Raw genomic sequence first — 24,785 nt, forward strand, 5'->3', positions numbered from 1 at the left:
GGGTCGCCGAATAAATTTATGGAAAAGGCTTCCACATAATACGCGAAAAGGCGCGCGCGTCTCCAGTGGCGCGACTAAAGATGCACGATGCATGGGCACGTACCTGCTGTTCACCTTAGCAGGCTGGTCCCGGTGCGCAGGAAACATTGTTTCTTCGTGGCGGTCCAGGCGCTAGCATGAGACATGACATGGAGAGTTCGATGACCGATTTTTCCCCTCTGCAGGCCCTGGGGCCGATGACCCGGGCCAGACCCGGCCTGCCTCCCTGGGACGAGCACCTCGACCGCTATTTCGAGCATTACCGGCTCACCCCCCTGCTCACCGAGCATGTCGGTGTGCACGTCGGCTTCGTCGATGCGGGCGGTTTTCGTCTATGGACTCAAGTCTGGAGCCCCCGCGAACCCCATGGCACCGCCTTCGTGGTGCATGGCTACTTTGACCATCTGGGGCTCTATCGGCACTTGCTGGAGTGGCTTCTCGAGCGGAACTGGCGCGTGGTGCTATGGGATCTTCCGGGGCATGGCCTGTCCAGTGGAGAGCGGGCCTCGATCGGTGACTTCGATGAGTACGGCCACTGCCTGAGCGAATTGCAGCAGCACCTTGCTTCAAGTGGGCTGGCGCCGCGGCCGTGGATCGGCCTTGGCCAGAGTACCGGTGCGGCCATACTGGCCACCGATGCGCTGCGTCGGGGCGAGGCGTGCCACTGGGACGGCCTGGCGCTGCTGGCGCCGCTGGTCCGGCCGTGGGGGTGGCAGCAGTCAAGCTGGATCCACCTGCTGGCCAGCCCGTTCATTCGCACCCTGCCGCGCAAGTACCGCGCCAATTCCACCGATGGGGAATTCGCCACCTTCCTGCGCGAGCACGACCCGCTTCAACCCGACCGTGTAATGATCCCGTGGGTAAGCGCCATGCGCCGCTGGATGCCCCGACTGCTCGCCCTGCCCCCCAATGAGGTGCCGGTCATGATCCTGCAGGGTGAACAGGACATGACGGTGGACTGGGAATGGAACCTGGATGTCCTGGCGCGCAAGTTCCCCAACGCGACGATTTTCCGTCATCCCGAGGCACGCCATCACCTGGTCAACGAAACACAGGCCATACGCAACGAGCTGTTCGAGGCACTCGATGGATTTCTCGCCTCGCTTGCCAGCGCTTCACCAGTTTCGACACCCTCCACTTCCGATGTCTCGGGCGATCGTTCATGAAGCGCATCGTCGTGGGTTTACTGCTCTCGTCGATAGCCCTGCTGCAGGTTGGCTGTGGTTCCGCACCGCCGCAGCCCTCGCCAGTGCGCCAGGCCCTGGTGAGCCTCAGCGATCGGGCTGCGCAGCAGGTCATCCGCGCGCCTGACTGGACCCAGGCGCTTGAAGATGTCGTCATGCTGGTGGCCGATCCTGAAGTGGATCGTGCTCTGGGGATCGAGGTAGAGCGCTTCCGCGAACACTTGAGCCGGGCCTTGCTGGCGCAGCGGGACGGCCCTCAGGTGATCGATGCCACGCCGGGGATGACCGAAGCGGCCAAAGATAACCAGTGGTTACTCGAGAGCCGACTGTTGGCGGATGGGCCTCGGTTGCGCCTGTCGGATCGCGAGCTGCTGCCGTATAAGCTGACCTTGACGCTACGGCGCCCGGGCGAAGAAAGCCCTCGCTGGCAGCAGCAGCTAACCGGCGCTATCGATACCACTGCGCTGTAAACATGTGACGTGGGGCTTAGCCCCCTTCGCCTCCAACCAGCACCATCACCACACCCACCGCATAACAGGCAATGATCGCAACGCTTTCGAAGCCGATCCGACCTGGCCCCTGCTCTTCGCGGCGGATCAGTCCTACCAGCAACACCCCCGTCATCAGAAGCGAAAGCGCGATCCACAACGAGACCGAATCCGGGGTGGCATGATAGATGGAGCCCTCGCGATAGGCGATATCGGCCGCCCCGGCAAACAGCGTATCGAAGGCATTGCCGCCAATGATACCAGCCACGGCCAGCGTGAGCGCCCCACGCCGCACCGCAGCGACAGTCGTCACCAGCTCGGGTAGCGATGTCGCCACCGACGTCATCAGTACCCCCACGGCCGCCTGGTCGAGCCCCGAGACATCGGAAATGACCGTGGCGCTGCGCTCCATTGCCCAACCTGATAAACCCAGCAAGGTAGCCAGTACAACGAATACCAGCCAAAGCCGGGTCAAGGAGCGGCGGCTCTCCGCTTCGTCGGGTTCGTCAACACGCGTTTCCATGGTCCGCGCCGGGCTCCACATGGGATCAATCTGGGCCTGGTTGATCAGGCGCAGGCCAAACACGTACCCGCAGAACAATACTGGCGTGACCGGATGCACGCCCCAGATCGTGATCTCGGTCGAGAAACGCCCTACCAACAGCAACGCCAGCAGGCACAAGAGCAACGCACCCTGCATCATGTTGCCTATCGAAGCAGCGGCATGCTCGAGATTGGCGCGACGATAGGCCAGGTCGGCGACGGTCAGGAACAACGTCTGCGCCGCGATACCCCCCAGCGCATTACTCATGGCCAGTTCGGGGCGACCACCCCATGCCGCCGAAACCGACAGGACGATACCTGCCAAGGAGGTCGCCAACCCCAGTAGTACAGCGCCAGCGATCGCCTCCCCAAGCCCGGTGCGATCGGCGAGCTCATCGACAATGCTTGCCAATCGAGTCCCCACTACACCGATGACAGCGGCGCTGGCAATGAACAGGCCGATAGCCAGAGGAAGCGACAGGTCGTCCAACATCAGTTACCCACTGGCTTGGAGCGTCTGGGTACTACTAGCATCTGGCTGCCTGACATCGGGCCTCCGGGCGTCGAAAGGGTTCTGGCACGGAAGGCCCGCGCCACGGCTACCAGCGTAGACCATGCCCTGGCCAACGGCCGTTAAACCCCAGTGAGGGAACGTTACCCTCAGGCCCGCCGCAGCAGACGGTCGAGCTGGCGATAACCGATGGCTTCCATCAGGTGCGCTTTCGCTGGCTGTGGCTCACCGGCCAGGTCGGCCAATGTCAGTGCCACACGCAGCACGCGATGGTAGGCGCGGGCCGAAAGATTTAACCGCTCAAGCACCTCGGCTAGCCACGTGCGCTCCGCCGTGCCCAACGCGCACGCCGCTTCCAGTTCACGTCCCGGCAAATGGGCATTCAAACCACCCCGGGCATATTGCCGCTCTCGCGCCGCCTCGACCCGGGCACGCACCTGCGCCGAGCTCTCTCCCGCCTGGGTCGAGGTCAATTGCTCGGGTGGTAGGGCAGGAACTTCGACCTGCAAGTCGATCCGATCAAGGAGCGGACCCGATAGCCGCGACTGGTAACGCTGGATCTGCGCTGCAGTACACTGGCAGCGCTGTCGCGGATCGCCCAGGTGGCCGCACGGGCATGGGTTCATTGCCGCCACCAGCTGGAACCGGGCCGGGTACCGGCGCTGATGGTTAGCCCGGGAGATCGAGATGCACCCCGACTCCATGGGCTCGCGCATGACCTCGAGCACGCTGCGGCTGAACTCGGGCAGCTCGTCGAGAAACAGCACGCCCTGGTGAGCCAGCGAGATCTCGCCGGGACGCGGCTTGGAGCCGCCACCGACCAGCGCCACGGCACTCGCCGTGTGATGGGGAGAGCGAAACGGACGCTCGCCCCATTCGTCACGCAGGCTGAGCCCTGCAACCGAGCGGATCGCCGCGACTTCCAGCGCCTCGTCGTCGGTCAATCGCGGCAGGATGCCGGGCAGTCGGCTGGCAAGCATGGTCTTGCCGGTGCCTGGCGGGCCAGCGAACAACAGGTTATGGGCACCGGCGGCGGCAACTTCCAAGGCCCGGCGCGCCTGGTGCTGTCCGCGGACCTCGAGCAGGTCGGCACTGGTGTCGGGTATCGTGGGGGGCGTGGCGAGCCGATGGGCGGGGATGCGTGTCTGGCCCAACAGGTGCGCGACCACCTCCAGAAGATGTCCCGCCGGCAAGACCTCCAGATCGCCGGCCAGGGCAGCTTCGTCGGCGTTCTCGCGAGGCACAATCAGGCGCCTGCGCGCCTGGCGTGTCGCCAACGCCACCGGCAATACCCCGGTAACCGGCCGCAGCCGGCCGTCCAGCGCCAGTTCTCCCAGGCATTCGACGCCATCGATCGCCTCGGCGGGCACTTGGCCCGACGCGACCAGTATGCCCAGGGCGATCGGCAGGTCGAAGCGACCACCTTCCTTGGGCAAGTCGGCGGGGGCAAGATTGAGGGTGATGCGACGGGTATTGGGAAACTCGAAGCCGGCATTGACCAGGGCGCTACGTACGCGCTCCCGACTTTCCTTGACGGCCGTTTCAGGCAGGCCCACCAGGGTTAGCCCCGGCAGGCCATTGGCCAGGTGGACCTCGACCAGCACCTCGGGGGCTTCCAGGCCGACGCTGGCCCGGGTATTGACGATGGCCAGCGTCATTGGCGTTCCTTGCGCATTGCGGTTCGTCCAAGAACAGGCGTCGCGGCAAGGGGGCCGCGAGCAGGAACGCCTATATTAGCGGTTTATATTGCCGTGTTCAGCCCCGGGTTGATGGGCCGTCGCTGGCTTCGCCCGCACCGGCGTCCTCGGCGGGTGCCGGCCCGTCCTCGGTCGCGCTTGGCGTCGTCGAGGCTGCGCTCTGGTTCGGCGGTCCGCTCGGTGTCGTTGTCGGGGCTGCGCCCTGAGTAGGGGCCGCGCTTGGTGACGGCGTCGTGGACGAAGAGGTCTGGGTGACCAGAGCCGCCTCCAGAGAGGCCACCTGGGTTTCCAGCGCCTCGACACGCGCCCGGGTCCGTTGCAGGACATCCATCAGGATGTCGAAATCTTCGCGCGAGACCAGTTCCATCCGGTCGAAGGCGCCGCGCATGGCCTGGTGGACACCGCGCTGTAGCTCTTCGGGGGCATGCGAGGCATCCTGCAGCCGCTCTCCAAGCCGCTGGGCCAGCCGACTGAGACGATCATTGTTGCCCATGGGTCGCTCCTTGAACGCTATTGAACCATCGGTAACAGCATACGCAACCCCGCCGGACAACGCATGCCTCCCATGCGCCCAAATAGGATGCACGAGCCATCTTATGCCGCACCATTTGAGTGCAGCCACCTCATCCTTGGTGCACGTCTCGCTCCTCATCATGGTGCAATCACTTCCTATCCCATTGTTTTTAAAAGCCGGAGACAGGTGTGGCACGCTTTGCGCTTTGTCTAGGCCAGGCGCGAGCCATTTCAACGCACGCCATAGACGGGAGAACTGAGATGAAACTCATCACCGCCATTATCAAGCCATTCAAGCTTGACGATGTTCGTGAAGCACTTGCCGACAACGGCGTGCAGGGCATCACCGTAACCGAAGTCAAAGGGTTTGGCCGCCAGAAAGGCCACACCGAGCTTTATCGTGGCGCGGAATACGTCGTCGACTTCCTGCCCAAGGTCAAGGTGGAAGTGGCCGTGGATGACGACCGCCTGGAAGCCGTGCTGGATGCCATTCGCAATGCGGCTAATAGCGGAAAGATCGGTGACGGCAAGCTGTTCGTGACCCCGCTGGAAGATGTGATCCGGATTCGTACCGGCGAACGGGGTGCCGACGCCGTCTGAGACGTGCCGGCCAAGGTGCGCAGGAACCATGCCAACGCAACTATCCGAAAAATGACGCTGGCTCAGGAGATATTTTCATGAACGAACTTTCAGAGCTGACTTACGCGCTCGATACCTTCTATTTCTTGATCTGCGGCGTGCTGGTCCTATGGATGGCCGCCGGTTTCGCGATGCTCGAAGCGGGCCTGGTGCGCGCCAAGAACACGGCCGAGATCCTGACCAAGAACATCGCCCTGTTCGCCATCGCCTGTACGATGTACCTGCTGATCGGCTACTACATCATGTACTCCAGTTCTGCCGGCGGTTTCCTGCCCAGCCTGGGCTTTCTGATCGGTGGCGAGAACACCGTCGACGCCATCACGGCCGGCGGTGAGGACGCACCGTATTACTCAATGCGCTCCGACTTCTTCTTCCAGGTGGTGTTCGTGGCGACCGCCATGTCCATCGTTTCGGGTGCCGTGGCCGAACGCATGAAGCTGTGGGCCTTCCTGGCCTTCGCCGTGGTCATGACTGGCTTCATCTACCCCACCTCCGGTTACTGGACATGGGGCGGTGGCTGGCTCTCCGAGGTCGGGTATTCCGACTATGCCGGTTCCGGCATCGTACACCTTGCCGGTGCAGCCGCAGCCCTCGCTGGTGTACTGGTGCTCGGTGCACGCAAGGGTAAGTACGGCAAGGATGGTTCCATCTACGCCATTCCGGGTTCCAACATGCCGTTGGCCACGCTGGGTACCTTCATCCTGTGGATGGGCTGGTTCGGCTTCAACGGCGGTTCCGAGCTGAAGCTGTCCGATGGCGTTTCCGCCAACAACGTGGCCCAAGTCTTCGTCAATACCAATGCTGCGGCCGCCGGTGGCGTCATCGCCGCGTTGATCCTCGCCAAGCTGTGGTTCCGCAAGGCGGACCTGACCATGGCCCTCAACGGTGCCCTGGCCGGCCTGGTTGCGATTACGGCCGATCCGCTCTCTCCGTCGGCCTTGGGCGCGACAATCATAGGAGCCATCGGCGGCCTGATCGTGGTGGCCTCCATCGTGACCCTCGACAAGCTGAAGATCGACGATCCGGTCGGTGCCATCTCGGTACACGGTGTGGTCGGCATGTGGGGCGTGATGGTGGTGCCGGTCACCAATGGCGATGCTTCCTTCGGTGCGCAGTTCATCGGCATCATCGGCATCTTCGCCTGGGTGTTCATCGCCAGCCTGATCGTCTGGCTGATCCTCAAGGCCGTCATGGGCATCCGTGTCAGCGAAGAGGAAGAGTACGAAGGCGTCGACCTGGCGGAATGCGGACTGGAAGCCTATCCCGAATTCAACGTTGCGAAGAAGTAAGCGCGACATACCGAGTGAGCTGGCGTGCTCCCCTGGCCCCCTTCGTGGGGGCCTTTTTTATTCCCCCGCCGAGCGGTGTATGCTTATGAGCCTTACCGCTTGGCATGAAACGAACATTCAACGTGGGGGCTCGGTGCGCCACCCGTACAACAGATGCGAGGAAAGATGACCATGAAACTGGTGACTGCCATCATCAAGCCGTTCAAGCTCGACGACGTTCGCGAATCGCTTTCCGAGATCGGCGTTCAAGGGATTACTGTCACCGAGGTCAAGGGTTTCGGGCGGCAGAAGGGGCATACCGAGCTGTACCGCGGTGCCGAATACGTGGTCGACTTCCTGCCCAAGGTGAAGCTCGAGGTCGCCGTGGACGACGCCATGGCCGAACAGGTCATCGACGCGATCACCCAGGTCGCCAATACCGGCAAGATCGGCGATGGCAAGATCTTCGTCTCGCCCCTGGAGCAGGTCATTCGCATCCGTACCGGAGAAACTGGAAAGGACGCGGTGTAACCCCGCCTGAGCGCCGAGCCGCAACGCAAGAGGCCCCACCATTCGGTGGGGCCTCTTGCGTCAGGGGTATCGCTTGCCGTCTAAACTCATTTCTCGACGAAGGCACGCTCGATAACGTAGTCGCCCGGCTCGCCCATGCGCGGCGAGATTTGGAAGCCCAGGTCGTCGAGCAGGCCGCTGGTGTCGTCAAGCATCGCCGGGCTGCCACAGATCATGGCGCGGTCCTGCTTGGGATCGATTGCCGGCAGGCCGGTGTCATCGAACAGCTTGCCCGTCCGGATATGGTCGGTCAGGCGCCCGGTAGTATGGAAGTCTTCCCGCGTGACGGTGGGATAGTAGACGAGCTTCTCGCGGATTTCGTCGCCCAGGTATTCATGGGCCGGCAATTCCTGGGTAATGAAATCGGCGTAGGCCAGTTCGCTGACGGTACGCACCCCATGCACCAGCACGATCTTCTCGAAGCGCTCATAGGCTTCGGGGTCCTGGATCAGGCTTAAAAACGGCGCGAGCCCGGTACCGGTCGACAGCATGTAGAGGTTGCGACCCGGCAGCAGATCATCGGTCACCAGGGTCCCGGTGGGCTTGCGGCTGACCATGATCTGGTCGCCGACTTTGAGGTGCTGCAGACGTGAGGTCAGCGGGCCATCCTGAACCTTAATGCTGAAGAACTCGAGATGATCCTCGTAGTTGGGGCTGGCAATCGAGTAGGCCCGCATCAGCGGCTTGCCTTCGACTTCGAGCCCGATCATCACGAATTGGCCGTTCTTGAAACGCAAGCTGCGCTCGCGAGTGGTACGAAAACTGAACAGGCTGTCGTTCCAGTGATGGACGCTAAGTACCTCTTCCAGGGCAAACTTGCTCACGACCGACTCCTTTATTCCGTTGTCGAATAACACCGACGTTATCGCTATGGGGTAATTCTAAGCGGGCCCCACCTATCTGTTAAATGGATTGTATGGATAACGGTTATCTATAATACCGATACATCGTTCAGGAGAGCCTGCCGTGCGCTATACCCTTCGCCAATTGGAAGTCTTCGTCGCCGTTGCCCAGTTCGAGAGTGTGTCTCGGGCGGCGCGGGCATTGGCCCTGTCGCAGTCGGCGACCAGCACGGCGCTGGCCGAGCTCGAGCGACAGTTCGATTGCCAGTTGCTCGACCGCGTCGGCAAGCGGCTCAAGCTCAATGCCCTGGGTTTCCAGATCCTGCCCAAGGCCGTCGGCCTGCTCGACCGCGCCGAGGAGGTCGAGGAAATGCTGCGCGGCCAGCGTGGTATCGGCCCGCTGGACGTGGGCGCGACCCTGACCATCGGCAACTACTTGGCGACGCTACTGATCAGCGATTTCCTGCAACGCCACCCGGACAGCCGGGTACGGCTCCAGGTACGCAATACCTCGGCGATTATCGACCGTATCGTGCTGCACGAACTTGACCTGGGTCTCATCGAGGGCGATTGCCAGCATGAGGATGTGGTCATCCAGCCGTGGGTCGAGGATGAACTGGTCGTGTTCTGTTCTCCCCGGCACCCCCTGGCCAATGCCGGCTCGCTGGACATGGACAGTCTGCTCCGCGCCCCATGGATCATGCGCGAGCAGGGCTCGGGGACACGCCTGACGCTGGAACATGCGGCGCGTCATCGACGCGGACGCTTCAACATTCTGCTCGAGCTCGAACATACCGAAGGCATCAAGCGCGCCGTGGAGTCGGGGCTGGGGATCGGTTGCGTATCGCGCCTGGCCCTGCGCGATGCCTTCCGGCGCGGCAGCCTGGTCCCCATCGAGACCCCGGAGCTCGATCTGAAGCGCCAGTTCTCATTCATCTGGCATCGTCACAAGTACTTGACCACCGGGATTCGCGAGTTCCTGCGGCTGTGCCGGCAAATGACCGAGGGCGTGACCCGCAGTGACGAGATCGAACTGCCCTACGTCTCCTGAAGCGGCCTGAAACGACACTGCCCGGCCGAAGCCGGGCAGTGTGCTTGGTACTCCGAGCCTCAGGCAGGCTCGGGCAGTCGCCGGGGGGCAGGCGATGAGAGGCGCAAGGAGGACGCGCTCGCCGCATCGGCGAGGGTAAAGCCGCCGATGACCTCGGCGAGGTGGCGCGACTGGCTCTTGAGCTGCTCAGCTGCGGCACTCGACTCCTCGACCAGGGCAGCGTTCTCCTGGGTCATGCGATCCATCTCGGCCACGGCCACATTGACCTGCCCGATGCCGTCGCTCTGCTCGCCGGCGGCGGCGCTGATTTCACGAAGCACATCCGAGACACGGGCCACGCTGGCGACGATTTCGTCCATCGTCTCGCCCGCCTCACGCACGAGCTGTGTCCCGCTACGTACGCGCTCGCCCGACGTATCGATCAGCCCCTTAATTTCACGGGCGGCAGTGGCGCTGCGGCTGGCGAGCTGGCGAACCTCACCGGCGACCACGGCGAAGCCACGCCCCTGCTCACCGGCGCGTGCGGCTTCCACCGAGGCGTTGAGCGCCAGCAAGTTGGTCTGGAAGGCGATGCCATCCATGACCGCGACGATCTCGCCGATCTGGCGCGATGAGGCCGTGATGTCGTCCATGGTCGATACCACCTGAGCGACTACCTCACCGCCCCGGGCGGCCACCTGCGATGCCGAACGAGACAGGTCGTTGGCTTCACGCGCCGACGCGGCGGTGTGCTCCACGGTACTGGTGATCTCCTCCATCGAGGCGGAGGTCTCTTGAAGACTGGCTGCCGCGATTTCGGTGCGTCGCGACAAATCCTGGCCACCGCTGGCAATTTCCGTCGCGGCCAGGCTCACTGCATCGCTACTGGCACGTACCTCGACCAGCACGTCATGGATCTTGTCGGCAAAGGCGTTGAACTGAATTGCCAGTTCGGCGCTTTCATCGCGCGTCTTGATCGGCAGACGCTGGGTCAAGTCGCCATCGCCCGACGCGATCTCTCGCATGCGCGATGCTAGCTCCTTGAGCGGTCGAGAAATTCTCCCGCCCACCCAGGCCATGGCCAGCAGACCGATCGCGGCGATGGCCAGGCCAAGCAGTAGCATGCCGAGCATGGTGGCCTGGTTGTCGCTGCGAAGCTCCCCCTGAAACGCCTGGAGGTCGGCCAGTACCGCGGCTTCGGGCAAGGTCATCACCAGCGTCCATTGAATGCCAGTATCGCCGATCTCGAAGGGCTGATAGAAGGCGATGGTCTCGGCCCCAGGCGCCCATTCTAGGTGCGATTGGTTACCCTGCCGTTCGGCAATCTCGGCAAGCCGCTCGGCGTCGAACACGTCCTCGGCCGAACTGCCGAGACGACTGGCATCGGCCGTATGGCCCACCAGGCCCCCTCTCTCGGCAATCAGCGACATGCTGCCGGCACCGTCGTACAGGTCAGCGTTGGCCGCATTGAGAAGGTCCTGAACGAAGCCTATCTCAAGATCGGCCCCCGCTACGCCACGGAACTCCCCTTCGACCATGATCGGCACGTTGAAGGAGGTGACCAGACGGGTTTCGCCCTCGTAGTCGTAGCGGGCCGGATCGATGACACAGGGCGCTTGCCGTTCACGCACGCAGAGGTAGTACTCCCCTTCACGTATCCCACTAGGCAGCAGCGCCTCGCTCTCCAGGGTCTCGCCCAGGGGCAGCACGCTGAGGCTGCCATAGGTGTTGCGATACCACCAGGGCATGAAGCGCCCGGTGTCAGCCTCATAGCCATCCGACTCGCGACCGGTGAAGAAGCGGTCGACATCGAACGCGTTGGGCTCCCAGCCGACATAGACGTCCAATAGTTCGGGGTGCACCGCCAAGGTCTCGCGGACCAGGCTCGACAGTTCGTCCCGGTTCATCCAGATCTGCGGTGTACCGTTGGGCCCGGTTTCGCCCATCAAGGCATTGGTCTTGGCCAGCATGCCGGCCACGGTCATCGGCCTGTCCAACTGTCGCTGTATCTGACCGACCTGGGCGGCACCCAGCGACTCGAGGCGCTCGCCGATGGCCTGACGAAGCAGCTCCTCGGTTCGCGCCTCCATGGTGGCCTGGGTCTGCGACGCGGTGTAGGCGGCGTAACCCAGTAGCACCGCGATGACGACCAGTAGGCAGGCGCCGGCCAGGCTAACGATGGCGCCACGAATCGATTTAAAATGCATCGGCCGGCTCTTCCTTTCGAGTGATGGAGCGATGGCTACTGGAGGTCGTCAAGCGAGGGGCAGCGACGGAGGGCGCTGTCGATTGCGACAGGGTGAAACCGCCAACGGCTTCCGCCAGACGGTCGGCTTGATCCTTCAATTGCTCGGCGGCGGTGGTGGACTCTTCGACCAGGGCGGCATTCTCCTGAATCATGCGATCGAGCTCGGAAACGGCGACATTCACCTGGCCGATGCCGTCGCTCTGCTCGGTGGTGGCGGAGGTGATTTCGCCCAACACGTCGGCAACGCGCGTAATGCTCGCCACGATTTCGTCCATGGTGGCACCGGCGGTGCGTACCAGCGTGGCGCCTTCCTGGGTCCGTGATACGGAGGTATCGATCAGCGAGCGGATCTGACGCGCGGCGTCCGCGGAGCGGCCTGCCAGCTGGCGGACTTCGCCGGCGACCACCGCGAAGCCGCGACCCTGCTCACCGGCACGTGCCGCTTCGACCGAGGCGTTGAGCGCCAACAGGTTGGTCTGGAAGGCAATGCCATCCATCAATGTAACGATCTCGGCAATCCGACGGGCCGAGTCATTGATCTCGTCCATGGTGGTCACTACGCGGGACACGACCTCGCCGCCACGGGCCGCCACGCTGGAGGCCGACTGCGATAAGCCATCGGCCTGACGCGACGATTCGGCGGTATGCTCCACGGTACTGGTGATTTCTTCCATCGAGGCGGAGGTCTGCTGCAGGCTCGCCGCCGCCGTTTCAGTACGCCGCGACAGGTCCTGGCCACCGTTGGCAATCTCGCTGGCGGCGACCCGAACAGCTTCACTGCTGTCACGGATGGTCAACATCACCTGTTCCATCTTGGCCACGAAGCGATTGAAGGCAGAGGCGATCTGAGCCACTTCATCGCGACCATCTTCGGGCAGGCGGCGCGTCAAATCGCCATTACCACTGGCGATGTCTGCCATGGCATCACGCGCACGTACCAGGCCGCCCAAGGAACGAGACAGCAACACACCGAGCAGCACCGCGGCGATGCCGGTGACCACAAGCAGCGTGACCAGGGCCGACACGATGATGGCCCTCAGGCCGGCATAGGCCTCCTGGCGATCGAGTGCCACGCCAAGTTCCCAGTCGGTACCAGGAATAGGCGTCAGGGATAGTTGTTTCTCCCTTCCTTCAATAGGTAGCGACATGGCCTCGCCAAGAGAAAGCAATGTCTCGATTCGCTCAGGGCTAATTTCCTGGGAAAGGCTTGAAAGCGGCTGACCCGCGAGATCGCCATCAGGGTGGGCGATTAGCGTTCCATTCGAACTCAGGAAAGCGAAGCTGGAAGGGGTGGGTTGAATCTTCTCGATATTGGCGACGATGTTTTCGATGGTCATATTGCCGCCAATAACGCCACGCATCTGCCCTTGATCCATAATACGCAGAGAAAGACTCACGACGGTCTGTCCGGTATTTGCATCGGTGAATGGATCCGAGACAGCGACACTCTCTTGCTGGGCAGCCGCCAGGTACCAAGGCCGCTGACGCGCATCGTACCCTGCGGGGGGGCTGAAGCCTTCCGATGTGTTGAGTGAACCATCCGAAGCGTAACCCACATAGGCAGTGCGGAAACCACCAGAGTCGGCTAACTGGCTTAGTACCGCCACTTCCCCCTGCTCGGTAAGCTGATTCTTGGCTGCGCTGAGCATGACGGAACGAGACGCTACCCACTCTTCGATAGCAGCTACGCTACTGGCCGTTACGCCCTGCAGGTTCGTTTCTACAGCCGCTTCGAAGTGCGACTTGACGGTGAAGTAGCTCACCCCGGCCACCAACAACATGGCCAGAGCGATAATGATTACACAGACGAGCTGTATGCGGCGTTTCAGGGAAGCGAACATCGGCGGGCGTCTCGGTCAGGATCATGGAGCAGTTGCGCCGCGTGCCCCATGAAACGGGCACGCACAATGCTCTACTATCGACCCTGGCCTCTAAAACTTGAGCCGTTGCCGACTTCCTGATCTGGATCAAAGCAACAAGGGCCGATTCATGCATTGCCTCTTGTTGGCTCCGAAACCGCACGCACCGCCCCTTGTGCAATCAGGCCTTCGCTGCGCCTGGAAGCGCCAGCTCCTCGACGGTTTCGTTCCCTTCGGGAAGCTGTTTGATTCGTGCAGGTTGGCCAGCCTCGGCCTGAGCGAGGCGCCCCGAGCCTGCGGCCCCAGCCTCGACGCGGAAGGTGGCAATCAGGTGCGCCAGCTGCTTGGCCTGGGCTTCGAGCGAGGCTGCCGCGACGCTGGTCTGTTCCACCAGCGAAGCATTTTCCTGGGTGACCGAGTCCATCTGTGTCAGAGCGACATTGATCTGCTCGATACCGCTGGTCTGTTCCTGTGTGGCCGTGGAGATCTCCCCCATCAGGGCCGACACCTGGCGAATCGAAGTGACCGTATCGCTTATCGTCTGGCCGCTGCGCTCGGCCTGCTCCGCACCACTGACGATGCGTGATGTGGTCTCTTCGATCATGCCACGGATTTCCTTGGCGGACTCCGCGCTACGGCTGGCCAAGGCCCGGACTTCTTCGGCCACTACCGCAAAGCCTCGCCCGTGTTCACCGGCCCGCGCAGCTTCGACTGACGCATTCAAGGCCAGGATATTGGTCTGGAAGGCGATGCCGTCGATGACCCCGATGATCTCGTTGATGCGGCGCGACTGCTCCGCCATCTCGCGCATCAGTTGTACGGTCCGCTCGACCTCCTCCCCCCCGGCTTCGGCCGCTTGCGAAGCACTGGCCGAAAGCCGGTCGGCTTCGAGCGCCGACTCGCTGTTCTTGACGATGGTCGCGGCCATCTGCTCCATGCTGGTCGCCGTTTCCTGCAAGGCCGAAGCCTGCTCTTCGGTACGCGATGACAGATCCTGACTACCCGAGGCAATCTCACCGGCTCCCGTGAATACGCCATCGCTGCTGCTGCGCAGCGAAACGACCAGCCCCTTGAGCTTGTCCTGCATGCGATGCAAGGCTCCGAACAGTCGGCCGATTTCATTGCGGCCGCGATCATCGATATGCCCGGTCAGGTCGCCTTCGGCGATGCGCTCGAAATGAGTGGCCGCTTCCTCGAGCGGCTTGACTACCCACTGCACCATGCCCATACGCACGGCGATGGCCGCCAGAAGGGACAGGACCAGCAGGACAATGGCACTGGTCTCGACGAAGCGACCCAGATCGGCGACCTGCTCGATGGTGGCCGTGCCACGCTGCTCGGTAAACCCGACGAAATTCTCCATGGCAGCATCGAGCTCGATACCTAGCGCCGCCAATCGCTCCTGGCTGCGCTGTATCTGGAAGGGGATAGCCTCGGTGAGCGGCGCGAGGCCCTCGGTGACGTAGGCATCATAGGCCGTCACGATGGCCTGGACGTATTCGGCGCGAGGATCGTTCGCCGTCATCTCGACTGCACGAAAGTCGGCAAAGCGTTCATTGGCGGCAGCCAAGGCCTCGACAGCCAGGGCTTGATATTCGCGCCCCTTGTCAGGGTTACCTTGGGTACTCAGGCTGGCGAAGCGATCCAGGAATGTCTGTGCCCGAAGCACATTCACCTGGCTACGGTTGGCCAGGTTGGTCAGACGGACATTGGTTTCGGCCAGGTCACGCAATGCCGTTTCGCTGGCATTATTGGCATAGAATCCCAGTCCACTGATCAGGCCAATCATCAGCACCAGGGCCGATAGCGCTGTCGTCAGGCTCCACTTGATTGAAACGTGCTTCATTGCCCATCTGCCCCTATGCGATGAGAGTGCTTGGAATCGTACTTTCTCAGCACTATCGGCACTCAGGGCCTGGACTTTAGGGTTTCAGCGAGATGAGCCGATGCAGGGCACGAAGCGGGATCTAAAAAACACCAAGGACCGCACGGGGCGGTCCTTGATCGTAACCAGAAAATTGCTGGCTCAGTGGTTGAGGGTTTCCGCAATCTGGGTTTCGCTCGCCTTCGACAGATCCTTGTCGATCTCCCGGGTCACCAGGTCCCGGGTCGGCTTGTCCAGCTTGTCGCGCAGATCGCCCAGGAATTTGGGTGCCGCGACCAGCACGAACTCATCGGCCTTGTGCTGGGTCCGGGCCTGATACAGGTAGTCGGCCACTTCCTTGGCAAACGTCATGGAATGTTTTTCCATGGTCGTGACTGAAGCATCCGACTGGTTCCTGCCGTCACCGACCGACTGGTCGACTTCACCTTTACCCCCCGTGCGCAGGTCACCTGCATGGCGCTGGCTCTCCGGATGGACGAGGGTATCCACTTCCTGCAGCGCCCCTGCTGATTGGGCAAAAACACGCGCGCGAGCCGCATCGCTGACCACGATATAAGTCGTCATGTTGCCTCCATTGCTGTCGATGTCTCGTGACTCCCCTGAAGTCTTCAGGGCGGAATCCGCTTCCCTTCGTTGCAGGTCGCCCGGTATCACGGGCGCTCCTGACGTCTCTGCCTACAGGATGGGTCATAGCTGGCGACGTCTCAACTCCTGCAAGCACCCCATCCACTCAAGGGCCTTCGGTCGCTTTCCCCGTGTAATCGGAGACGGGCATGTCCACATCCTTGTCGAGGCGTTCGGCGAACGCCTTCAAACCATCGACCAAGGGCAGGATGGCCTGCCACAACGCGTCGTCGTTGAGCATCTTGTAGACCCCACTGACCCCCGGTGCCGAACCGCCCTCCTGTGTCGGGGAATGCTGGCCGACCGCGTCGAGCGCCGCCTTGATCGCAAAGGTCACTTTGTAGAAGCGCTCCGGAGGCATATCCGAAAGCATCATCGCCAATACGGACACGTTCTGTATGGCATTGAGCGTGCCTGGCTTGCACAAGCCGTCTACTAGCACCTTGGCGACCTGGGGATTGGCCGCCACCAGGTCGTTGGTAAAGCGCAGCACGCCATGCTCATGCAGCGTCTCCAGGAGCTGGTCGAGCTCCTCGCGGGCCGTCTTCCCGATCCGCGGTGGGGTAACGTCGTGCGAGATTCGTTCGGCCATTACAACTTCCTCGGATTGGCTAGAGTATGCGGTGGTAACCGATAGTCGTCCCGGGCCCACTTGACCTCGACCTCGACACCGCGGCTGGGTGTGCGTCGCCCGAAACGGTAGTTGGTGCTGGGTAGAGGTGGGGCGCCACGCTTGTCGAGCACCTCGAGCTTGACCGCAGTCTCCTTGTAGGCCGGGGTCTGCACATCGGGATCGTTATGCTCGCCAGTCAGCGCATTGACCCCCGGCTTGCCGAAGTGAATCGGCATGAACAAGGTCTTCCCGGCCACCCTGTCGGTAATGACGGCCGGAAACTCGATACTGTCGCGGCGTGAAGTCACACGTAGCCATGTGCCTTCCTCGATACCGCGTTCGGCAGCAAGCTCGGGGCTAACCTCGATGAAGCCGTGCGGTACCTGATCCCAGATGCCTGCAGAGCGTCCGGTCTGGTTGGCGCCCTGGAATTGCTCCAGCAAACGACCATTGTCGAGCATGAGATCGTACTCGTCGTCGACGGTTTCCTCCGGTGCCTGCCACTCGAGCGGGTAAAGGTTGGCCCTGCCATCGGGGTTGGGAAAACCATCGGTATAGAGAAGTGGCGAATCGGTGCCATCCGCGGCGACTGGCCAGGAAAGCGACTTCCAGCCCTCCAGACGCTCATAGCTGACCCCGGCGAACATCGGTGCAATGCTCGCGCACTCGTCCATGATCTGTGACGGGTGGGTATACCCCCAGTCGTAGCCCATGCGGGCCGCCAGGTCAGTCAGGATCCGCCAGTCGGGGCGGCTATCGCCCAACGGTTCGAGCACCTGGTAGGCGCGCTGGATGCGCCGCTCGGTATTGACGTAGGTACCCTCTTGCTCGACGCTCGGACAGGCGGGCAGGACCACATCGGCGAACTCGGCAGTGCGGCTCAGGAAGACATCCTGCACCACCATGAAGTCGAGATTCTCGAAGGCCGAGTGCACATTGTGCGTGTTGGCATCGGAGAAGGCGGTCTCCTCGCCGATGACGTACATGGCCTTGATATTGCCCTTCTCTGCCGACTGCACCATCAGAAAGTTGCCTTCGCCCACCTTGTCGGAGAGCTGCTCGGGATCGACCCCCCACCCCTTGGCCCAACGCTTGCGCGCCTCGGGGTCGGAGACCTTCTCATAGCCGGGATACATATTGCGCAGGCAGCCGAAGTCACTGGCCCCCTGCACGTTGTTGTGGCCGCGCATCGGGTAACCACCGGTGCCCGGCTTGCCATAGTTGCCGGTAACCAGCAGCAGGTTGGAGAGCGAGGTGCTGATGTCCGAACCGTGGCTGTGCTGGGTGATACCCATGGCCCACAGCAGGCAAACGCTATCGGCACGGCCGATCATCTCGGCGGTGTCGATCAATGCCTGGCGCGAGATACCGGTAATGCGCTCGGCATACTCCAGGGTGAACGGCTCGAGGGATTCGCGGTACGCGGCGACATCGTTGACCCATTTCTCGAGAAAGGGCATGTCGGCAAGATCATTGTCGAACATGTAACGCGACAGTGCCGAAGCCCAGACCAGATCGGTGCTGGCGTTGGGACGCAGGAAGATATCGGCACGCTCGGCCATTTCATGCTTGCGCGGATCAACGACAATCAGTTTCTGTCCGCGCAGCTTGTGGGCCGCCTTGATCTTGGAGGCGATGACCGGGTGATTCTCGGCAGTGTTGCTGCCCACGATCACCACCACCTCGGCCCGCTCGATATCCTGGATCGTTCCCGCATCCCCACCGTAGCCGACGGTACGGAACAGGCCCTTGGTGGCCGGGTTCTGGCAGTAACGCGACGAATTGTCTACGCTGTTCGTCCCTATGATCAGCCGCGCAATCTTCTGTACCAGATAGGCCTGCTCGTTACTGCCCTTGCTCGAGCCGATGAAGCCCAGGCTATCCGGGCCATGAGTGTCACGAACCTTGAGCAGACGCCGCGCCACCAGGTCCAGCGCCTCGTCCCACCCCGCTTCACGGAAGCGTCCGTTCTCACGGATCAAGGGCATGGTCAGGCGTTTCTCGCTGTTGACGAAGTCCCAGGCGAACTTGCCCTTGATGCACGTTGAGATGCCATTGGCGGGGGCGTCCGGCGTCGGCTGGACCTTGAGGATGTGTCGATCGCGCGTCCACATCTCGAACGAGCAGCCGACACCGCAGTAGGTACATACCGTCTTGGTCTTCTTGAGCCCCGGCTGACGCCAGGCTGAATCCATCTCGGACAGCCCCGACACCGGCGTCGCCCCGGTGGTGGTTTCCAATACCTTGATCGCTTCGATCATGGGACGCTTCAGCGACCAAGGCATGTCGGTGAACGGCCCCGCATGCGTGTTCATGCTGTTTTCCATCAACGCATTGCAGGGACAGACGGTGACACAGTGACCGCAGTGCACGCAGCTGGAATCGTTGATCTCCTTGCCGCCGTCCCACAGCACGCGTGGATTATCGCTGGCATAGTCGATGGTCAGGGTCTCGTTGACCTCGACGTTCTGGCAGGCCTCGACGCAGCGGCCACACAAGATGCATTGGTCCGGGTCGTAGGTATAAAAGGGGCTGGAGGTGTCCTTGGGGTACGGCTTGCCCTTGAACTCATACTGCTGAATGGGGATCTGCATATCCACCATGGCGTTATGCAGGGTGCAATCCCCATTGTTGTTCTCGCAGACCGTGCAGTAGAGCTCGTGTTTGCTGAGCAGACGGTCCATGCCCTCTTCACGGGCGGCTCGAGCGCCTTCATGTTGGCTCGATACTTCCAGGCCCTCATTGGCCTGCAGGGTACAGCCTCGCTTGAGTTCGCCGTCGACCTCGACCCAGCAGGCATCGCACGTCTCGATCGCTCCGAGAGACGGGTGGTAACAGACATGCGGCAGATCGATGTCGTGGGTCTCGAGAAACTCGACCAGGGGCATGCCTTGCTTTCCGGAGAGTCGCTTGCCGTCATAGACGATGGTGCAGTCGGAGGCCTTGTTCATGTGTCATCCCTGATTGCTTTCTGGGGCACCGACACACTGCCGGCACGAGACGTCTCCCTGGCAGTCGAAGCGTCCGTCGCGTCGATGACGGGAGTACCGGTACGAGAGGCATCGGTGTCCCTTGAACCTAGTCAAAGGCCAGTGGGTTGTCTAAACGTCAGGTTTCAAGAGCAAGAAAGGCAATACAGAACGGTCGAAAAGACACACAAGGCTACCCGGCGACACACGGCTTTTCGTCCTCACGCGAGATGGCGCACTTGTCCCCAGAACCTGTTAGCATCGCCCTTGCCGGCACGGAGGTCGGCGCAACCGGCCTGCATCGCTCGTGCCGACTCACTGGGAGGTCCCCTCATATGCGACAGTTCCTATTCCCGCGTCGCCCCTTGTCGCGACGCACCCTGTTGTCTTGTCATCTGATGCTGCAAATTACCCTGCTGGTCGTCGCAGTGGCTTGGCTTGCTCCTCGCACGCCATGGCTTGCCGACACGACCTGGGCCGAGGCTTGGCCGCCCCTGGTGCTCGGCATCGCTGTTACTCTGCTCGGCATGGCGGGCCTGCGCCTGGTGGTCGAACTTGCGCTGCTCCCCCACTACCTGGCAGCCCAGCGTGACGGCTTTGCGCCCAGCGCGGTCATCACCCGCTCCTTCGATCGCCGCCCGGCCGTCCACGACACGCAGGACAGCTGGATCAGTGGTCAACGGCGCGAGGATGACGATGCCGTGCTGGGGGAAGCGCGTGTCACCCAGCCGGCCACTCCCATGATGCGCCGCCGAAACAAAGCGGAGCCGACGCTCGACTTCACCAGCACGACGACTCGCCAGGAACCGCAACTGTAAGGTTACGGCTTCACTCGCCCTGCACTCTCGTTGGATGGGATATCCACAATGCAAAAGCCCCGGACTTGAGCCGGGGCTTTTGTTTTACCGCGCAAGCGACAGGATGCCAGGACTCAGTGCCCTAGGATCTGGCTCAGGAAGAGCTGGGTTCGCTCGGACTGCGGATTGTTGAAGAACGGTTCGGGTGCATTCTCTTCGATGATCTGCCCCTGATCCATGAAGATCACCCGATCGGCAACGGTCTTGGCGAAGCCCATTTCATGCGTCACACAGAGCATGGTCATGCCCTCTTCGGCGAGCTCGACCATGACATCCAGCACCTCCTTGATCATTTCCGGATCAAGGGCCGAGGTCGGCTCGTCGAACAGCATCACTTCGGGATGCATGCACAGCGAACGCGCAATCGCCACGCGCTGCTGTTGCCCACCGGAGAGCTGACCCGGGTACTTGCGTGCCTGCTCGGCGATCTTGACCCGCTCGAGATATTGCATGGCCATTCGCTCGGCCTCTCGCCGCGGCTTCTTCTGCACCCACATCTGCGCCAGACAACAATTCTCGAGCACCGTCAGGTGGGGGAACAGATTGAAGTGCTGGAAGACCATGCCGACATGACGACGGATCTCCTCGATGCGCTTGACGTCCTGGGTCAGCGCTAGCCCCGCCACCTCGATCTCGCCCTGCTGGTGCTCCTCAAGGTGATTGATGCAGCGGATCATGGTCGACTTGCCGGAGCCCGACGGGCCACAGATGACGATCCGCTCGCCGCGCTTCACCGAGAGGTTGATGTCGCGCAGTACGTGGAAGTCCCCGTACCACTTGTTGACGCCTCGCATCTCGACCATCGGTGTCGTCGCGTTGGACTGGGAAATCGCTTGTTCACTCATTATGTTTATCCTTGCGTGCTCAGCGCTTATGGCCGGTGTGCAGCTTCCGCTCGAGATACTGGCTATAGCGCGACATGCTGAAACAGAAGATCCAGAACACCAGGGCGGCGAAGGCATAACCTTCCACCGAGAAGCCCAGCCAGCGGGAATCCGACAGTGCCGCCTGTACGATGCCCAGCAGGTCGAAGAGGCCGATGATCATGACCAGGGTGGTGTCCTTGAACAGCGAGATGAAGGTGTTGACGATCCCTGGAATCATCATTTTCAGGGCCTGGGGAAGCACGATCAGACCCATGCGCTTCCAGTAGCCCATGCCCAGGGCGGCAGCCGCCTCTTCCTGGCCCCGCGGAATCGCCTGCAACCCGCCCCGAATGACCTCGGCCATGTAGGCGCTCTGGAATAGGGTGATACCGATCAAGGCCCGAACCAGGCGGTCGACGTTCATGCCGGTCGGCAGGAACAACGGCAGCATGACCGAGGCCATGAACAGCACCGTAATCAGCGGAACGCCTCGCCAGAACTCGATGAAGATCACGCTGAAGCTCTTGACGATGGGCATCTTCGAGCGACGCCCCAGCGCCAGCAGTGTCCCGATGGGCAGCGCCGCGACCATCCCCACCACGGCCAGCACCAGCGTCAGCATCAGCCCGCCCCAGCGGTGCGTCTCGACCACGGGCAGTCCGAAGCGTCCGCCATACAACAGGGCGAAAGCGACGAAGGGAAACACCACCAGGGTCGCGACGGCTACCCAGCGCTTGAGAGGCAGCCGCGGGATGGCCAACCAGGCGATCAGCACGGCAAACAGGCCGAAGGTCACGTTGACTCGCCAGATCTCATGGCGCGGATAGAGCCCGTAGATGAACTGGCCGATACGGGCATTGATGAATACCCAGCAGGCCCCCTCGCGGGAGCAGTCGTCCCGGCTGGTACCCACCCAATCGGCATCGATGAAGGCCCACTGAATCGTCGGTACCAGCAGCGAGACCAACAGGTAGATAGCCGCCAGGCTGAGGATCGTGTTGATCGGGCCACTGAACAGGTTGGCGCGCAACCAGGCGACAGGGCCGATGGTATGGGTCGGCGCCGGTCGCGCCTCGATCACGGTTCGATTATGAATCATGACGCTCTCCTAGCGTTCCACCAGCGCCACACGGGCGTTGAACCAGTTCATGAACGTCGATACCAGCAAGCTGATGGTCAGGTAGACCGCCATGGTCATGGCAATGACCTCGATCGCCTGGCCGGTCTGGTTGAGCGTGGTACCGGCGAACACCGACACCAGGTCGGGATAGCCGATGGCTGTGGCCAGCGAGGAGTTCTTGATCAGGTTGAGGTACTGGCTGGTCAGCGGTGGGATGATCACGCGCATGGCCTGGGGCACGATGACCAGCCGCAGGATCAGGCCCTGCGGCAGGCTGAGTGCCTGGGCGGCTTCGGTCTGGCCATGGGAAATGGCCTGAATGCCCGAACGCACGATCTCGGCAATGAACGAGGCGGTATAGATCGATAGCGCCAGCCACAGTGCCAGGAATTCAGGGATGACCGTGATCCCGCCGCGGAAATTGAAGCCACTCAAGGCCGGCACGTCCCAGGTCACCGGCACCCCAGTCACGAGCAATACCAGTAACGGCAGACCGAGAATCAGCGCGAGACTGATCCAGCCGGCGGGCAGTCGCTTGCCGGTCGCCTCTTGCCGGCGCTTATTCCAGAGAGCGAAGGCAATACTCGCCACCACGGCAATGACGAAGGCCGCGGGAATCAGTCCAAACCCCGAAAGGAACTGCGGTTCGGGCAGGTAGAGCCCGCGCACGTTGAGGAAGATCACCTCGCCGAGGGACATGCTCTCGCGTGCGCTGGGCATGGTCCGCAGCACCGCGAAATACCAGAAGAAAATCTGCAACAGCAGAGGGATATTGCGAAATATCTCGATGTAGCACGTCGCGAGCCGAGCGATCAGCCAGTTGGGTGACAGACGTGCGATACCCACGACGAAGCCGATGATCGTGGCCGCCAGTACCCCGAGCGCCGAAACGATCAGCGTATTGAGCAGGCCCACCAGGAACGTGCGACCGTAGCTGCTTTCCGAAGAGTAATCGATCAGGCTCTGGACGATACCGAAGCCTGCAGTATTGGTTAGAAAGCCGAAGCCGGTCGTGATGCCACGTGCCGCCAGGTTGTCCTGAGTGTTGTTGACGATCCCCAGCAGGAAGATCGCTACACCGATCATCAACAGGATCTGGAAGGTCAGGGCACGCTTGGCGGGATCACGCCAGAACGGAGGCTTGGGGCGCCGCAAGGGAGCCTTTGATGGTACAGACATGGGTTACGTCCCCGCCAGGAGTCAGATAGCTACCGCGTGCAGGGCCGGGATCTTCCGGCCCTGCACCGAAACAGGGCTCCGGCGGATGCCGGAGCCTTCAGGCGAGACGTTTAACGAACCGGCGGTGCGTAATGAATGCCACCGTTGGTCCACAGCTCGTTGATCCCACGCTCGATCTGCAGCGGTGAATCCATGCCCACGTTACGGTCGAAAACCTGACCGTAGTTGCCGACCTGGCTGATGATGTTATAGGCCCAATCAGCCTCGAGACCCATGGCTTCGCCGTAGTTGCCATCCTGGCCCAGCAGGCGGGCGATATCGGGGTTGTCGGAGGAAAGCATGTCATCGACATTGTCACTGCTGATGCCCATCTCTTCGGCGTTGAGCATGGCAAACAGCGACCACTTGACGATGTTGAACCACTGATCGTCGCCTTGGCGCACCACCGGACCCAGCGGCTCCTTGGAAATGACTTCAGGCAGAACTACGGCACTGTCGGGGTTTTCGAGCTGAATGCGTAGCGCAGCCAGCTGGGACGTATCGGAGGTCAACACGTCGCAACGGCCGGCCTGGAAGCCACCCACGGTCTGCTCGGAGGTATCGAAGACGATCGGGTCGAATTGCATGCCGTTGGCCCGGAAGTAATCGGCCACGTTGAGTTCGGTCGTGGTACCAGCCTGAACGCAGATCGCAGCGCCATCGAGCTCCTTGGCACTGGAAAGTCCAAGGTCCTTGTTGACCAGGAAGCCGATGCCATCGTAGAAGGTCACGCCGGTAAAGTTCAGGCCCAACGTGGTGTCGCGGGTGGTGGTCCAGGTGGTATTACGTGACAGCACGTCGACTTCGCCGGACTGGAGTGCGGTGAACCGCTCGACGGCGTTGAGCGGAACGTAGCGTACCGCTTCCGAGTCGCCAAAGACGGCGGCAGCCACGGCACGGCAGACATCGACGTCGATGCCCTGCCATTCACCCTGATCGTTGGGTGAGGAGAAACCCGGCAGACCGTCACTGACGCCACACTGGACGACGCCCTGCGCGCGGGTATCTTCCAGGGTAGCGGCCTGGGCAGCAGCGGTAGTGGCCAGGGCCAGACCGGTTGCGGCCGTCAGCAGTGCAAACTTGTTGTTCTTGTGTGACATGAAGAGTTCCCTCAGATGGTTTTGGAATTCTTGGAGCATGCGTGTGCATGTGCCAGCACCTTAGCAAAGAGTGTTCCATCTTCGGGATAGAGGGGCGAAAAC

The 24,785-nt window shown here is 61.9% G+C and carries 21 protein-coding genes; 7 read left to right on the plus strand and 14 right to left on the minus strand.

Annotation, left to right across the window (positions count from 1 at the left end):
- The first annotated feature begins 200 nt into the window (after positions 1-200).
- Both JH15_RS12870 and JH15_RS12875 read left to right on the plus strand, forming a co-directional pair.
- Entirely contained in the window at positions 201-1,205 is a 1,005-nt protein-coding gene (locus JH15_RS12870; RefSeq protein WP_043531664.1) for an alpha/beta hydrolase, read from the plus strand.
- Entirely contained in the window at positions 1,202-1,693 is a 492-nt protein-coding gene (locus tag JH15_RS12875) for a hypothetical protein (RefSeq protein WP_043530992.1), read from the plus strand. The genes JH15_RS12870 and JH15_RS12875 overlap by 4 nt, the downstream gene beginning before the upstream one ends.
- 16 nt (positions 1,694-1,709) lie before the next feature.
- Here the strand turns inward: JH15_RS12875 and JH15_RS12880 are convergent, their stop codons facing one another.
- The 3 genes from JH15_RS12880 to JH15_RS12890 form a co-directional block, all read right to left on the minus strand.
- Positions 1,710-2,747, minus strand: a complete 1,038-nt coding sequence (locus JH15_RS12880; protein WP_043530993.1) for a sodium:calcium antiporter — start codon at positions 2,745-2,747, stop codon at positions 1,710-1,712.
- 167 nt (positions 2,748-2,914) lie between these two features.
- A complete protein-coding gene (locus JH15_RS12885; protein WP_043530995.1) occupies positions 2,915-4,423 on the minus strand; it encodes a YifB family Mg chelatase-like AAA ATPase in 1,509 nt (502 codons plus the stop codon).
- A 97-nt stretch (positions 4,424-4,520) separates the two neighbouring features.
- A complete protein-coding gene (locus JH15_RS12890; protein ID WP_043530997.1) occupies positions 4,521-4,955 on the minus strand; it encodes an accessory factor UbiK family protein in 435 nt (144 codons plus the stop codon).
- Positions 4,956-5,236: 281 nt separating this feature from the next.
- Between JH15_RS12890 and JH15_RS12895 the strand changes: the two genes are divergently transcribed.
- The 3 genes from JH15_RS12895 to glnK all read left to right on the plus strand — a co-directional run bounded on the left by JH15_RS12895 (position 5,237) and on the right by glnK (position 7,413).
- Entirely contained in the window at positions 5,237-5,575 is a 339-nt protein-coding gene (locus JH15_RS12895) for a P-II family nitrogen regulator (RefSeq protein ID WP_043530999.1), read from the plus strand.
- Between the two features lie 77 nt (positions 5,576-5,652).
- Positions 5,653-6,903 carry an ammonium transporter gene (locus tag JH15_RS12900; RefSeq protein ID WP_043531001.1) on the plus strand — a complete coding sequence of 417 codons (1,251 nt, stop codon included), beginning with the start codon at positions 5,653-5,655 and terminating at the stop codon, positions 6,901-6,903.
- A gap of 171 nt (positions 6,904-7,074) precedes the next feature.
- Positions 7,075-7,413 (plus strand): P-II family nitrogen regulator, encoded by a 339-nt coding sequence (glnK, locus tag JH15_RS12905; protein ID WP_043531003.1) that lies wholly within the window; start codon positions 7,075-7,077, stop codon positions 7,411-7,413.
- Between the two features lie 86 nt (positions 7,414-7,499).
- On the opposite strand, the gene JH15_RS12910 is transcribed toward glnK, so the two are convergent.
- Positions 7,500-8,276: a ferredoxin--NADP reductase gene (locus JH15_RS12910; protein WP_043531005.1), complete on the minus strand. Its 777-nt coding sequence runs from the start codon at positions 8,274-8,276 to the stop codon at positions 7,500-7,502.
- A 142-nt stretch (positions 8,277-8,418) separates the two neighbouring features.
- Between JH15_RS12910 and JH15_RS12915 the strand changes: the two genes are divergently transcribed.
- Positions 8,419-9,345, plus strand: a complete 927-nt coding sequence (locus JH15_RS12915; RefSeq protein ID WP_043531007.1) for a LysR family transcriptional regulator — start codon at positions 8,419-8,421, stop codon at positions 9,343-9,345.
- Positions 9,346-9,404: 59 nt separating this feature from the next.
- Here the strand turns inward: JH15_RS12915 and JH15_RS12920 are convergent, their stop codons facing one another.
- The 6 genes from JH15_RS12920 to fdhF form a co-directional block, all read right to left on the minus strand.
- The gene (locus tag JH15_RS12920) at positions 9,405-11,531 is read right to left on the minus strand and encodes a methyl-accepting chemotaxis protein (protein WP_043531010.1); all 2,127 of its coding nucleotides are present in this window, start codon (positions 11,529-11,531) and stop codon (positions 9,405-9,407) included.
- Complete coding sequence (locus JH15_RS12925) at positions 11,521-13,413, minus strand: methyl-accepting chemotaxis protein (protein ID WP_043531012.1); 1,893 nt, start codon at positions 13,411-13,413, stop codon at positions 11,521-11,523. The genes JH15_RS12920 and JH15_RS12925 overlap by 11 nt, the downstream gene beginning before the upstream one ends.
- Before the next feature lie 199 nt (positions 13,414-13,612).
- Positions 13,613-15,277: a methyl-accepting chemotaxis protein gene (locus tag JH15_RS12930; RefSeq protein ID WP_052384112.1), complete on the minus strand. Its 1,665-nt coding sequence runs from the start codon at positions 15,275-15,277 to the stop codon at positions 13,613-13,615.
- A gap of 180 nt (positions 15,278-15,457) precedes the next feature.
- The gene (locus JH15_RS12935; protein WP_043531014.1) at positions 15,458-15,880 is read right to left on the minus strand and encodes a host attachment protein; all 423 of its coding nucleotides are present in this window, start codon (positions 15,878-15,880) and stop codon (positions 15,458-15,460) included.
- 166 nt (positions 15,881-16,046) lie between these two features.
- Entirely contained in the window at positions 16,047-16,532 is a 486-nt protein-coding gene (locus tag JH15_RS12940) for a helical membrane plugin domain-containing protein (RefSeq protein ID WP_043531016.1), read from the minus strand.
- A complete protein-coding gene (gene fdhF, locus JH15_RS12945) occupies positions 16,532-19,504 on the minus strand; it encodes a formate dehydrogenase subunit alpha (protein WP_043531018.1) in 2,973 nt (990 codons plus the stop codon). The genes JH15_RS12940 and fdhF overlap by 1 nt, the downstream gene beginning before the upstream one ends.
- Before the next feature lie 353 nt (positions 19,505-19,857).
- On the opposite strand from fdhF, the gene JH15_RS12950 reads away from it, so the two are divergent.
- Positions 19,858-20,340: a hypothetical protein gene (locus tag JH15_RS12950; RefSeq protein WP_043531019.1), complete on the plus strand. Its 483-nt coding sequence runs from the start codon at positions 19,858-19,860 to the stop codon at positions 20,338-20,340.
- Between the two features lie 113 nt (positions 20,341-20,453).
- On the opposite strand, the gene JH15_RS12955 is transcribed toward JH15_RS12950, so the two are convergent.
- The 4 genes from JH15_RS12955 to JH15_RS12970 form a co-directional block, all read right to left on the minus strand.
- A complete protein-coding gene (locus JH15_RS12955; protein ID WP_043531667.1) occupies positions 20,454-21,182 on the minus strand; it encodes an amino acid ABC transporter ATP-binding protein in 729 nt (242 codons plus the stop codon).
- A 61-nt stretch (positions 21,183-21,243) separates the two neighbouring features.
- The gene (locus JH15_RS12960; RefSeq protein WP_043531021.1) at positions 21,244-22,344 is read right to left on the minus strand and encodes an amino acid ABC transporter permease; all 1,101 of its coding nucleotides are present in this window, start codon (positions 22,342-22,344) and stop codon (positions 21,244-21,246) included.
- Between the two features lie 9 nt (positions 22,345-22,353).
- Positions 22,354-23,544, minus strand: a complete 1,191-nt coding sequence (locus JH15_RS12965; RefSeq protein WP_043531024.1) for an amino acid ABC transporter permease — start codon at positions 23,542-23,544, stop codon at positions 22,354-22,356.
- Positions 23,545-23,654: 110 nt separating this feature from the next.
- Positions 23,655-24,683 carry an amino acid ABC transporter substrate-binding protein gene (locus JH15_RS12970; protein ID WP_043531026.1) on the minus strand — a complete coding sequence of 343 codons (1,029 nt, stop codon included), beginning with the start codon at positions 24,681-24,683 and terminating at the stop codon, positions 23,655-23,657.
- Positions 24,684-24,785: the final 102 nt, after the last annotated feature.

This window comes from Litchfieldella xinjiangensis (genome assembly GCF_000759345.1).
Taxonomy (GTDB): domain Bacteria; phylum Pseudomonadota; class Gammaproteobacteria; order Pseudomonadales; family Halomonadaceae; genus Litchfieldella_A; species Litchfieldella_A xinjiangensis.